Source organism: Variovorax paradoxus (assembly GCF_030811855.1).
Classification (GTDB): Bacteria; Pseudomonadota; Gammaproteobacteria; order Burkholderiales; family Burkholderiaceae_C; genus Variovorax; species Variovorax paradoxus_L.
In genome coordinates, this window is sequence record NZ_JAUSRN010000030.1 from 1 (window position 1) to 12,133 (window position 12,133).

The 12,133-nt window shown below is 64.8% G+C and carries 13 protein-coding genes; 5 read left to right on the forward strand and 8 right to left on the reverse strand.

Going from position 1 to position 12,133, the window contains the following annotated elements:
* Together J2X92_RS29315 and J2X92_RS29320 are read right to left on the reverse strand one after the other, a co-directional pair.
* Window positions 1-301: hypothetical protein (locus J2X92_RS29315; protein WP_307581377.1), on the reverse strand; the 301-nt coding region annotated here is incomplete at its 3' end.
* 109 nt (window positions 302-410) lie between these two features.
* Window positions 411-836, reverse strand: a complete 426-nt coding sequence (locus J2X92_RS29320; protein WP_307581379.1) for a hypothetical protein — start codon at window positions 834-836, stop codon at window positions 411-413.
* Here J2X92_RS29320 and J2X92_RS29325 point away from each other — a divergent pair.
* Window positions 805-1,179, forward strand: coding sequence for a hypothetical protein (locus tag J2X92_RS29325; protein WP_307581380.1), 375 nt, complete (start codon window positions 805-807; stop codon window positions 1,177-1,179). The two genes, J2X92_RS29320 and J2X92_RS29325, sit on opposite strands and share 32 nt — an antisense overlap.
* A gap of 21 nt (window positions 1,180-1,200) precedes the next feature.
* On the opposite strand, the gene J2X92_RS29330 is transcribed toward J2X92_RS29325, so the two are convergent.
* Both J2X92_RS29330 and J2X92_RS29335 read right to left on the reverse strand, forming a co-directional pair.
* Entirely contained in the window at window positions 1,201-1,545 is a 345-nt protein-coding gene (locus tag J2X92_RS29330) for a hypothetical protein (RefSeq protein ID WP_307581382.1), read from the reverse strand.
* The gene (locus J2X92_RS29335) at window positions 1,542-3,191 is read right to left on the reverse strand and encodes a LysM peptidoglycan-binding domain-containing protein (protein ID WP_307581384.1); all 1,650 of its coding nucleotides are present in this window, start codon (window positions 3,189-3,191) and stop codon (window positions 1,542-1,544) included. Before J2X92_RS29335 ends, J2X92_RS29330 begins: the two co-directional genes overlap by 4 nt.
* 176 nt (window positions 3,192-3,367) lie before the next feature.
* Here J2X92_RS29335 and J2X92_RS29340 point away from each other — a divergent pair, with 176 nt between their 5' ends.
* Both J2X92_RS29340 and J2X92_RS29345 read left to right on the forward strand, forming a co-directional pair.
* Window positions 3,368-3,604 (forward strand): DUF2281 domain-containing protein, encoded by a 237-nt coding sequence (locus tag J2X92_RS29340; protein WP_307581386.1) that lies wholly within the window; start codon window positions 3,368-3,370, stop codon window positions 3,602-3,604.
* A gap of 22 nt (window positions 3,605-3,626) precedes the next feature.
* Window positions 3,627-4,052 (forward strand): putative toxin-antitoxin system toxin component, PIN family, encoded by a 426-nt coding sequence (locus J2X92_RS29345; protein WP_307581388.1) that lies wholly within the window; start codon window positions 3,627-3,629, stop codon window positions 4,050-4,052.
* An 879-nt stretch (window positions 4,053-4,931) separates the two neighbouring features.
* On the opposite strand, the gene xerC is transcribed toward J2X92_RS29345, so the two are convergent.
* Both xerC and J2X92_RS29355 read right to left on the reverse strand, forming a co-directional pair.
* On the reverse strand, window positions 4,932-6,098 hold the full coding sequence (gene xerC, locus J2X92_RS29350; protein WP_307581390.1) for a site-specific tyrosine recombinase XerC: 1,167 nt from the start codon (window positions 6,096-6,098) through the stop codon (window positions 4,932-4,934).
* A gap of 13 nt (window positions 6,099-6,111) precedes the next feature.
* Window positions 6,112-9,231, reverse strand: a complete 3,120-nt coding sequence (locus tag J2X92_RS29355; RefSeq protein ID WP_307581392.1) for a CHC2 zinc finger domain-containing protein — start codon at window positions 9,229-9,231, stop codon at window positions 6,112-6,114.
* Window positions 9,232-9,371: 140 nt separating this feature from the next.
* Between J2X92_RS29355 and J2X92_RS29360 the strand changes: the two genes are divergently transcribed.
* Both J2X92_RS29360 and J2X92_RS29365 read left to right on the forward strand, forming a co-directional pair.
* Window positions 9,372-9,779: a helix-turn-helix domain-containing protein gene (locus J2X92_RS29360; protein WP_307581394.1), complete on the forward strand. Its 408-nt coding sequence runs from the start codon at window positions 9,372-9,374 to the stop codon at window positions 9,777-9,779.
* Window positions 9,779-10,129 (forward strand): hypothetical protein, encoded by a 351-nt coding sequence (locus tag J2X92_RS29365; RefSeq protein WP_307581396.1) that lies wholly within the window; start codon window positions 9,779-9,781, stop codon window positions 10,127-10,129. The genes J2X92_RS29360 and J2X92_RS29365 overlap by 1 nt, the downstream gene beginning before the upstream one ends.
* A gap of 175 nt (window positions 10,130-10,304) precedes the next feature.
* Here the strand turns inward: J2X92_RS29365 and J2X92_RS29370 are convergent, their stop codons facing one another.
* Both J2X92_RS29370 and J2X92_RS29375 read right to left on the reverse strand, forming a co-directional pair.
* Window positions 10,305-10,607, reverse strand: coding sequence for a hypothetical protein (locus J2X92_RS29370; protein WP_307581398.1), 303 nt, complete (start codon window positions 10,605-10,607; stop codon window positions 10,305-10,307).
* Window positions 10,604-12,133: hypothetical protein (locus tag J2X92_RS29375; protein WP_307581399.1), on the reverse strand; the 1,530-nt coding region annotated here is incomplete at its 5' end. The genes J2X92_RS29375 and J2X92_RS29370, both read right to left, overlap by 4 nt.

Sequence of the window (12,133 nt, forward strand, 5' to 3'; positions counted from 1 at the left end):
TGGCGTCGTACTGGAAGTAGCGCTGGCGGTCTTCCTCCACCGGCCTGGCCGCCAGCTCGGTGCTCAGGGTCTGGTCGCGCAGCCGGGTGCCCACGTGGGTGCGGTTGCCCACCTTGTCGTAGTCGATGGTGAGGTAGGCGCGGGTGTCGGCCACCCAGCGCATGCGGCCCAGGGCGTCGTAGGCGATGCGGTTGTCCTGGTAAGAGACGCCGCCCTGCTCGGTTTGCTCGCGCACGCGCCGCCCCGACAGGTCGTAGGCGTAGCGGCTGACCTTGCCCAGGCCGGCGTCGTCGATGCGCACGAGCTGGCCGGCCGCATCGTGGCTGTAGGCCAGGTTCTGGCCGCGGGTGCTGGTCTGGTGGGTGAGCTGGCGGGCGTTGTCGTAGCTCTCGGCTTAATGTGGCCAGGCCTTACTGAAGCCACTTCTCTCGGGGAAGGCATTTTTTCGCATCCCCCTCTTTTAGCAACCCATCTCTATGGAATTCACATTTCATTGAGGTCTTATCGGGGGCGTTTACTTCGACAAAAGTTACCTCTCCATCGTGAAATTTGATTTCCCCAAATAACTCTCCCGTCGCAAACCAAATCTTTTTGCACCCCGTATATTTTTCTTCTATTTTTTCCGGGAATACAAGCAATGTGACGCCGTGACTTTCTAGAACAAAAGAATTTTTCGGGGGAGCCTTCTCGGCGCAACCCGGCAAACTCTCCTTAGCCATCGACGAACACCCGCTCACCAATATAAGAGGTACAGAAATTAAGGCTGCATTTATTATTTTAAACATCGAGCAAGCCTTTTTTGCTTTGAAGATTTTTCTTCTGAAATTGCGGGGCACTACCTCCAGCAGGAAGGTCTGGAATCGTCGGATCAGAGAATCGATAGATTTTTTCGCGCAACAAGAACTCCAAAACGGACGAGTCCGTCTTGTTTTTGTACATCCCCAAAAATTAGCGCGCAAGCGTGGGCCGGCGCCCAAGCTGATGCAGCATGTGGAGCGCATCAGCGCACTGCCCAAGACGCAGCAGCGCACGGTGATGAATGTGATCGAGGCCATGCTGGCCCAGCAGGGGGCGCTGACCACCAGCGACGAACGCGCCAACGAAGAAGCCCTCACGAACCCCAGCCAAGGCGGCTGGGTTGGTGATGGCTTTTTTGTTTTAGCAGCTAAGAACCGGTGACTGCGCGTACAAGATTTCGTTTTACCGAGCCCGCGGTACACCAGGTTTGTAGTCGTCGTGGCATTGGCCCCAAAGAATCAGCCCAAGTGTGTATCGCACCGCCCGTGACATTGCGAGCACTCGCCGCTCATCAGGCGAATGGGGCGCCTCGTTCTCCAGTATCCCGGCAGCCATGTCCAGCTTATGCAGAAACGCTCTCGGAAGCATTTCACTGCCCTTGAGCAACTTGGTTAGCTCACGTGCCCATCGTTCTGCATCTTCAAATGCCTTTTCTCGGATTTCCCTTCCATCCTGTACTCCATTCACCACATCAAACAAGTGATGCAGCATTTCTTTCCATGCATGGTTGATCTCAATTTCATTCATCGCTGACTTCCTTGGCGTCCGGTAAACACGCTGCTACCGATAGCCAACCCATAGCTGATTGGCCCATAGGCAGGTACTTGGCTCATCGGAGCAAATGGCGTTCCGATCGCACGTGCAGGAACATTCTGATAGATGGAGACCTCCTGTGCCCAGATGGAGCGGTGATAAGCCAGCGAATCTACAGCGTTGGATCGAGCCACGTTTTGCCAGACCTCCACTTGTTCGGTCGGTACTCTGCCCAAATTGATACTCACCACGCCATTTCCGCTGTTGTAGCCACCATTGGCCAAACTAGTGTTCGCCACGTCGTATCTCCGAGTCGAAGCGATCCACGAGTCATTGAGCATGGCTCCTCCAGGTTGAGGGCCTGCATTCAGCACATGTTGCTCTGCAGTCCACTGACCATCTGGCGCCTTGGCTGTCAACCCTTGGCCGGCTTCCCAGGTTTGCGCATCGTTGGGGTTGAGAGCGCGATACGTTGTGTTGTTAGAGACTCGACTTTCCGCCCTACTCAACCCACTGCCCATCGCCCCGACTCCATACGCGAAGTCAATTCCGCCAGTCACATAAGCAGCGCCTCCACTACCAATAACCGGCGTCAAGCCTTGCGTCAACAGTGATTGCGCACCACGCTCGTCGCCACTTCCAAAGAAGCGCCGATAGTCGGCCACCGCGGCATCCGTCTGCTGCACAGACAAGAGGCCTAACCCGACAGTTCCCAAGACGGTAGGACTGGTGAACGCCGCGCCAACAGCTGCGCCCCCCGCACCCAGACTGTGACCAACACCGGCGAGCAGATCATTGCCACCACCGTTCCACGCCGCACTGATGGCCTGACTCAGACTGACATCACTCCGATTCAAGTATGCGCCTACAGCACCCCTGATGTTGTCCACCCCAGATTGCGCGGGTTTGATCGAGTCCGTGTATGTCGGCCCAGCCGAACCCGCGCTCGCATCTGACAGCTGGCGCGCAATCATCGACTGATAGCCAAAGCTTCCTTGGAAGTCGCGCGGGTCCATGTTGGGATAGGCGCCGGTATTGATCGAGGTCGCTGCTTGCGCCCTCTGCGCATCAACAATCGCTTGAAGACGCGCGTTGTCGTTGTTGAGCGCGTTCTGTCCCAATGCCGAGTTATCGCCAAGGGCGTTGATGGCACCAGGAATGACGTAGTCCTGCCCCGCGTAGATGGTGCTGCTTCTCAAGCCGTTGGCACGCATGAAGTTGCCGATGGCCCGCGGATCACTGGTTCCCAGGATCGATGAGATCGTGTCGCGCGATTGCGCCGTGTACGCCCTGGGCCGACTCAGCTCTGCCACGATCTGCGTGATGCCCTTGCCACCACTGGCTGCGGCATCACCGGCTGATACCGCCGCACCATCGCTGTATGTCGGCAGCCCCATCGGGTTGTTGCCGACTCGCCGCCCGGCCATGCTGTCCGCGAAGGTGTAGCTTGAACCCGAGAAGTTGTCGTTCAGCGCCAGGAACGCATCCAGATCGTCACTGCGGCTGCTCTGCCCGTTCGCCCCTGCGATGCTCTCCCCCAACGCATTGCCAAAGGCATTGGGTCCAAGGCACCGTCGTAGCCTTGTCGCCCCGCGCGCCAGCACTGGCGCGGGTTGGCGGGGCATGAGGCAGGCGTGCATGGGCACAGATTCTGCCCCGCGCCCACGCGGTAGCGCTTTTGCAGGCGTCAGCGGCTGAGGAAGGCCAGCCCGGCCGCCTCGTCAAGGCCTTTGCGCTACAGGGTTGTGCAGGTTTAGCTAAACCTGCGGTACAACCGAAGAATCAACCCACGCACACCCCGAGCGAGGAAGCACCCATGACCGCCATTGAGACCCGCCTGATCGAACGCCTGAAGCAACTGCCCCCCGGCCGCGTGGCCGAGGTGATCGACTTCGTGGAGTTCCTGGCCGCACGCGAGCAACGCACCGCCGCCGCCCAACGCCTGGGCGAAGCCTTCGCCAAGATCGACGCGCTGAACCTGCCACCCATCTCCGACGACGAGATCGAAGCCGAAGTGCAAGCCTCCCGCCAGGCCCGCCGCCAGGGCGCCTGAGCCAAGACGGCCCGGCATCCCCATGCGCTTCGTCATCGACACCAACCTGCTCGTCTCCGCCGTCATCTCCAACGGCCTGCCACGCCAGCTGCTGGACGCCGCACGCGCTGGCGACTTCGAGCTGTGCACCAGCGAAGTCCTGCTGGCCGAGCTGCAGGACGTGCTTGGCCGCGGCCAGTTCGCCAACCGCCTGGCCCAGGCCGAGCAGACCCCGCAAGGCATCGTCGACGACCTGCGCCGGCTGGCCATCGTGGTCACGCCCACTCACGTGCCGCGCGTCGTGCCCACCGACCCGGACGACGACCACGTGCTGGCCGCAGCCCTGGCCGGCGCCGCCGACCTCATCGCCTCGGGCGACCGGCGCGACCTGCTGCCGTTGGTCAGCTACGAAGGCATTCCGATCGTCACCGCACGCCAGGCGTGGGAGCGCCTGACGCTGCAGGGCTGAGCCAGCGTCTCCACGTCCAGGCCGCGCAGCGCCCGAAGGGCTTGGCCTTGACGGCGCGCGCACCCCAAGACGCTGTGGGTGTGCGGTGCAAGGCGACACGGGCGGCTTGCACCGCATGCCAAGCACGCGCAGCCCTCGCGCCCCCGCACCTGGCCAGCTACAGGGCACACAGGGCACGGGCCGCGCCAGCGGCCTTGCGCGGCGCGAAGCGCCGTGCAGGCTGATGGGTTTTGGCTTTGCATTCAGGGAGGCGCGCGCCGCATGCGCGGGCGCGGTGGCTGCGAGCACGCGGCGGGAAGCCCGCCAGGGCTGGAGCGCGAGCGCAGCAGACGCGGCGCCCATGCATGCGAGACGCGCGCCGGGGTGGGTGGGCCTGCAACCTCGAAGGACTGCGCGAAGCGCCTGGCCAGAAGCCCTGCGGCGGCGGCGAAGCCGTGGCCGCACCGATGGATGTATTCGGCGCGCGGCGTGCGCTACACGCAGTGAGCCGCTGGCCGCGCGCGCAGGCGCGAAGGGGCGCAAGACATAAGGGCGGTTGCCTTCAACCCGCAAGGGCGCGAGAGCCAGCACGAAGGTGGTGGCGAAGCGGTGACGCCACCAAGCAAGCTCTGCTTGCGACTGGCGGCACTTGAGGGCAACAGGCCCTTATGTTGAATGGCGCCAGCCATTCACCCCGCAGCGCCTGCCAGGGTGCGGCCGGCTCGATGCCGGCTGCACCCTGCATCCAGCCCTGCGCGAAGCGCCTGGCATGGAGGGCGTGGGCAGAAGGCGCGGCCGTCGATCGCCAGCAGCGCAGCGCCGGCACCTCGGCTTGCCGCGCAAGCCGTGTGACGCAAGCGGGCCACCGAGCAGCGTGTCCCATCGCCCGCGGCCGTGTCATCACTCGCCCGCCTCATCGTCCTCATCAGCCTCGCGCGCCAGGGCGTCCAGCAGGCCCGCAGCCGCGTCGATCGCCCCGGGCTGGGCCTCGGACACGTCCAGGCCCATGGGCTCGCCCTGTGCGCCTGTCTGGCCGCCTGTCTGGCCGCCTCTGTCGCGCCGCCTGGCCCCCGGGTGCGTCATCGCATGCACCTTCGTCAGCAGCCGGATCGCCACCTGGGTGTAGATCTGCGTGGAGCTGATGTCCGCGTGCCCGAGCATGGCCTGGATGTGGCGGATGTCGGCGCCGCCTTCGAGCATCAGGGTGGCCATGGTGTGGCGCCACAGGTGGCAGCCGCCGCGCTTGTCGATGCCGGCCGCCGCCACGCGCTGCGCCACCAGCGTGGACAGCCACACCGAGCGCAGCGGATGGCCCTCGTTGCCCAGGAACAGGGTGCGCTCGTGGTGGTCCCAGACGAACTGCTCGCGCGCCTCCTCCAGGTACAGCCGCACCCAGTGCAGGGCCCGCTCGCCCAGCGGGATGAGTCGGTCTTTCTGGCCCTTGCCCTGGCGGATCAGCACCACGGCCCGCTCGGCATCGATGTCGTCGATGGCCAGCTGCGAGATCTCCATGCGCCGCATGCCGGTGGCGTACAGCACTTCCATCATGGCGCGGTCGCGCAGCCCGATGGGCGTGCCCACGTCGACGCTGGCGAGCACGCGCTCGGCCTCCTGGGCACTCATCACGCTGCGCGGCAGCCGCTTGATCTGGCGCGGCAGGTCCAGGTCGCTCGCCGGGTTGGCCGGGATCTCGCCCACGCGCGTGAGCCACTTGAAGAAGCCGCGCAGCGGGATGATCTTGCCGCGCTGGCTGGTCGCAGCCAGCGGCTCGCCGTCCTTCTTGCGGTAGTGGTAGAGCCAGCGCTGGTAGCGCTCGAGCACGGCCCGGCTGACTTGCTGCGGGTGGGTCACGCCCCGGGCATCGCCCCAGGCAATGAACTCGCGGATGTAGCGCTCGGCGTTGTGCCGCCCGATGGGGGTGTAGCCCTTCACCCCCAGGTGTTCGAGGTAGCGGCGCATGGCGCCCGCAAGGCCCCGCAGGTCGCCCGGCGCGCCGGCCGTGGGGATGCTGTCGAAGCGCCGCCTCGGGTCGGGCGTGTTCGTGTACGGGCGGGCGCCGGTGCGCATGGCCTGGCTGTCCTCAGTGCGTTGCGGCCACGTGGACTGCGGCTACGACAGCGGCTGAAGGAGAAGGCATCAGGCCTTCTTTATGCATTTTGCCCACCAACACCGCCGCCTCGGGCTGCAACCCGCATGGCTGTTGGGTTCGAGTCCCATCGGCCACCTCCCGACCACCCGCCGACCGGACACCGACCAGGGGCCGACCGGACCCCGACCGATGGCCATTCAACCCCGACCGGTCGCTGTCGTAGGCATGCGGGTAGTCGTGTGGACGGTCGTGGTTTTCATCAAGATGGCGCACGTCCAGCAGGCCATTGAGGTGGCTCGCCTCTTCGTCAGCCTCGCTGGCGTCATAGACCAGCTCGTAGGCGTGCTGCGTGCCGCGCCGGTGCACCAGCACGTGCTCCAACTCGACCAGGCGCGCCAGGTGCACCTTCAGCTGGGTATCGCCCCAAGCCGTGGCACCCCGCAACTCGCGGCGCGTGAAGCGCACGTCGGCGCGCACAACACGCTGGCGCACGCACTCGCGGCCGACCCAGTCGCGCAGCAGCACCAACAGGTTGCGCGTCTGCGGCGGCAGCTCGTCCAGGGTGCGCCCGAGCACCTCGTGCGCCAGGCGGTTGGCCAGCGCGATGTCGGCCTTGCTGGCCTCGATGTAGCTCAAGGTCTTGCCCTGGTGCTCCACCGTTTTGACCTCGCGCTGGTGCTGGTGCAGCAGGGCAATGGCGCGGATCAAGGTCAGGTACTTCATGTGGTCGCGCCGGGTGCGCGTCTTGTCCGAGAGGAAGGTCAGGCGGTCGGCCCAGGGGTTGACCACCGCGACCGGGGCCAGGAGGCGCTGGGCGTTGTGGTGCAGCGCCAGGGTGGCGTCCTTGCCCGCGCCTTCGAGCAGGCCGGCCAGGGTCTGACGCCGGCGCTGGCGCGCATGGATGGCGGCGGTCTGAGCCCGGCTCTCGTCCACCGAGAGCACCAGGCAGCGGTTCAGCAGTTCCTCGTCCACGTCGATGGCCGTGGTGGTGAGCATCAGCATCACCGGCCCCTTGACGCTGTACTGGCGCGTCATCAGGGTGCCCGATTGCTCGTCCTTGGCGGTGGAGGCCATGGTCAGTTCGCCCTCGGACTGCAAGAGCTTCAAGGCATAGGCGGCCTGGCGCACGCCTTCTTCCTCCGAGATGGCGAGGATCTTGTGCTGCAGGGCGTGCTCGCCCAGGTAGTACAGGCTCTGGCCGGTCATGGCCGAGTAGCGGATGCGGTCCTCGGGCGGCACCAGGTTGAGCACGGCGTCCATCAGGGCGCTCTTGCCGGCCGCGCTGGTGGACTGGATCAGCACGGCCAGGGGCGCATCGAGCTTGCGGCTCAAGGCCGCGAGGTAGGCGGCCAGGAGGTTCGTTTCTTCGCCGACCACGCCCAGGCTCTGCAGGTCGGCCACGATGCGCGCTGTGAGCTCAGGCGCACGCAGCAGGGCCAGCGCCTGGGTTTCATCATCGGCGCTGAGCACGGGCACGTCCGAGGCGCGTTGCTCGCCCTTGGCCTGCGCGAGCAGTTCGTCCTGCAGCGCTTCGAGCTTCAAGAGCACGGCGCCCAGTTCGCGCTTGACGCCCTCCTCGCCCAGGCCCAGCTCGATGGCGGCCTGACGCACGAAGGCCGCGCGCGCACGGGCGGCGTACAGGTCCAGGGTGTCCATGTGGTAGCCGGCATGGGTGGCAGTGCCGGCCTCGGCCTCTGCATCACCACCCGGCACACGGCGCACCTGCAGGTTCACGCGCATGGCCTCGGGGGAACGGTTTTTCTGCCAGGCCCGGATGCGCCATTCGCACGCACCCGTGGGCAGGCGCAGTTCGTCGGGCAGCTCGCCCATTGGTTCATCGGGCCGCTCGGCCGTGGACACCGCCGCAGCGTTCGACGGACCGGCTTTAGCGGCTAAAGAAGGAAGGGCTTCGGGCGCGATGGCATCGCCCTCGCCCGCCACCGGCGCCTCGGGCATGGCCCGGCCGCTGCCGATCCAGCGCGCCTGCCTGAGCACCAGCGCGAGGGCCTGCGCCGGTGGGCTCATCTTGCGGGCATATTCGTTCGCGTCCATGCCCTGGGGGAACACCACGCGCAGCACCTCCAAGCCTTCGGCGATCAGCTGCTGGCCGAGCTTCTCGGCGGCGCGCTCGCCGGCCTCGTCACGGTCGTAGGCGATCAGCACGCGCTCGATGGCGTGGGCCTTGAACGCCGCCAGGATGTCGGCGGTGAAGCCCTCGATGCCATAGGCACTGGTCACGTTCGTGAAGCCGGCGCACCAGAAGGTCAAGGCATCGATCAGCGCCTCGCACAGGATCACGTCGCGCTCGCCTTCGGGCTTTTGGCCGGCCGCGATGACGCCCGCCAGGTTGAACACGCCCGCATGCGGACCCGGCAGGTACAGGTGCTTCGGCGTGCCCGGCCTCAGGTCGTCGCGCAGCTTCCGGCCATAGACCTCGGCGATGTTTCCGGCTTCGTCGAACACGGGCACCACCAGCGAACCGTTGAAGTGCTCGTGGCCGCTTTCGCGAATCAGGCCGATGCGCTGCAGCCGCTCGCGGATGGCAGCGCCGTCCTTGCGGGTTTTATCGGGCAGCCGCAGGCCCAGGGTGCGGTCGGCCACGCCGAGCTTGAAGGTGTCGATGAGCGCGGGGTGCTGCGCGGGGTCCAGGCCGCGTGCCTTCAGGTAGGCCAGCGCCTCCGGGCTTTCCTTCAGCCGCTGGTGGTAGTAATCGAGGGTCTGCGCGAGCAGCGCTTGGTCGTCGGCGTCCAGCGCCACGGGCGCCGGCAAGGTGCGCACCGTGCTGCGCTTGCCGGCCGCGGGCGCCTCGGCGGCTAAAGAGGGATGCCCCGCCAGCTCGGCCTTCAGCAGTTCCACCGCGTGCCGGAAGCTCACGCCCCGCAGTTTCATCACCCAGTCGATCGACCCGCCCCCGATCTGGCAGCCGAAGCAGTGCCACAGGTTCTTGTGCGGCGTGACCACCAGGCTGGCGGTGTCGTCGGCGTGGAAGGGGCACTTGCCGGTGAAGTCCTTGCCGCCCTTCTTCAACGCCACCCCCGAGGCTTCGACCAGGCGCTGCACGGAGATTTCTTCCTTCAGCCGCTGCAGGTCGGTGTCGGGGATGCGCGCCATGGGGGATGCCTTTGCAGTGATTTCCCGAGTGCGCCATGGGGTTTCTGCGCGCAAACAGGCCGATAAATAAATAACTCGTTTCGAGGTACCTCATTATGCGGTAATCTCGACAGCATTCCGCAACACCCTTGGATATCGTTATGGCTCTCTTTCCATCGACCCTGTCTCCACCAGCCGTGACCATCAGCACCGAAGAGCGCCAATTTTTTGTGGCCATGGGCGAGCGCATCGCCCAGCTGCGCAAGGCGCGCAACCTGACCCAGACGCAGCTGGCCGAGGCCCTGGGGGTGGCGCAGCAGACGCTGCAGGCCTACGAGGCCGGCACGCGGCGCATCCCGGTGTCGGCACTGCCCACGGTGGCGCGCACGCTGTCGGTGACGCTGGAGGAACTGTTCGGCGAAGGCCAGCAGGCGGCGCGGACCCGGCGCGGGCCAGTGCCCAAGTGGGAGCAGCAGATCGAGGCGATTGCGCAACTGCCCAAGGCCAGGCAGCGCTTCGTCAGCGAGATGCTGGAGACGGTGTTGACCAAGCAGGAGGCGAGAACGTGATGGATCGCTTCGACCTGAGCCTGATCGGCCGTGTGCGCCGCGGGGAATTGAACTTTGAGCGGCTGGTGGAGGTGCTGTCCGAGCGAGGCCATGTGACGGATGTGGACCACGAAGAAGGCCTGAGCTTCATTCGATCAAGCGTGAACCAAACGCACCGAGAAGATTTCGATGCGCTCTTCAAATTGCTGATGCCCGGTCGAATCAACGACATCGATCTGCGAACGACCGCAAGCAGCGAAGGCACCCATCCTGGAACGCCGACTTACGCGGTGTTCAACGCCAACGTCATCAGCTATGACGCCATGATGGCAACGCTGGCCGACATGAACCGGGCAGGCGCACAGGACTAGCGACGGACCAGAGCGGCCGGCCGAACGCGCAGCATCGCAACGAAGAAGCCCTCACGAACCCCAGCCGCAGTGGCCGGGGTGGTGAGGGCTTTTTGTTTTAGCAGCTAAGGATTGAGAGAGGTGCGCACGAGAAGAATCGGGGTCGTCGGCAGCACGAAGCAATCACGGGTGGCCGTCACAGGACAGGCATCGCAATCGGCTCGTCTTTGAACACCAGTCGCCAGAGTTCGCTCAGGTCGGCGGCGACTGCCTCGGGGGTGTCGGCATCCGCACCCGTCAGCCGCTCGTACTCTTTGGGGGCGAAGCGGTTGTTCAAGATGGCATCGGCCAAATGCCATTTGAATTCGAGTTCGGTGATGGGCGCGAGGGGGTTGCGGAGGCCTTTTAATAGGAGCCTGCCCGTTTCATTGTCCCGCCCCTCTATGAGCCAGTAGTTCTCAAGTTTTCCTAAGAACAGCGCTTGCTTTTGTTCGGTCATGGCTTGGGATTCGGGTACAAGGTGTGAAGGTTCCAGTTGCCCGCAGGCGACCGTCGGAAGACGCTCGTGAGGGTGCCATCGGTGAAGTCGGTCGGTGCCAGTGTGCCCGTGTTCACAGGACCGGTACGGGTCTTACCAAATACCTGGCTCAGGTAGTTCGGGCCGAGTGCGTCTTCCAGTCTCAAACCTTTAACCGCAAATTGATCATCAAGGTTTCGCACAGCATTCGCCTGCGCACTCGCATATTCAGGCGATCCTCTCACATACGCCTCAGCCTGCAACAGTGCCCGGTTCGTCGTGAACTTGGATGCGATGGGGCCAACGTTGTGATTGCCGCCCGTCACGTAGTCGACTCTGGCGCCCGTGATCGGGTCGAACTTGCGCAGCGCGCGGTTGTCGATGGCGGTTTCGGTCACACGCTCGCCATGCCGGCCCACCGCATGCCCTTCGGCGACGAGGCGATCGACTTCGCGGCGCAGGCTGCTGGCGCCACGCGCATTGATGTCCGCATTCAAGTCGCCCGTGCGTCCAAGCTTCTGATTGAGGTACGCGCGCTCGGCGCTGATTGGGCTGGCGCCGACGCCATTTGCCCCGCCGCGCGCGCCACTGCTCAATCTTGTCGCAGAGCCCGCACCCCTCATACCCAAGGCGTCCTGAGCGGCCATGCCCAAGATGCCCGCCTCCTGAACCTGATACTCGTTGAGCCCTGCCATGCGAGCCATCTGCATCGGTCCGCCAACGAATGGGCCACCCATCGCGCCAGCCAGATTGTTGACCGTGCGTTGCCGCACGATCGCTGCAGCGGAATCGATCGGCGTCAGAACTCGCTCATTGCGCCGCGCTGTCTGCGCGATCGCATCGTTCAGCGTGTAGCGAACCACATCCGCTTGCCAGTTCGGGTTGTAGGGCGCCAAGCCGTTGGGGTTGATGAACTCCCCGAAGGTCTGCGGAGTAGCCGCCTCGACTCCAGGCAGCGCATCCTGCGCCTCAACGGTGATGGCAGGAAGCGTATTGGTCTCAGGTGAGCCAGAGTCGGACTGATAGCTGCGGTTGTAGAAGGCACCCCCTTCACCGTCATCGACTTTCTCCCAAGGAGTAGACGAATAAGCGATCGCAGCGGGCGTCCTGTGGTACATCACATCCGGATCGACGCTTCCATTTTGTCGACGGATGACGAAGTCATCATCACCACGGCTCGATGAATCGAATGCGTACGCATCGTCCACCGACGACGGCAGTGAGCGTTGGCTCCAAGGTTGAGCACCACCTCCTGCGCCGCCGCTCGCCATCGAGATGCTCGGCGACGCAACTTCGCCCGGTCCATCGGCAAAGTACCCCCGGATAGTCTCGCGCTCGTTATCGTTGACAGCCCCCGGCACGCTGCTGGCTTGCCCGTTGGCCCTTGCCAGGGAGTCCCCAAGGATGTTCCCGAAGGCATTGGGTCCAAGGCACCGTCGTAGCCTTGTCGCCCCGCGCGCCAGCACTGGCGCGGGTTGGCGGGGCATGAGGCAGGCGTGCATGGGCAC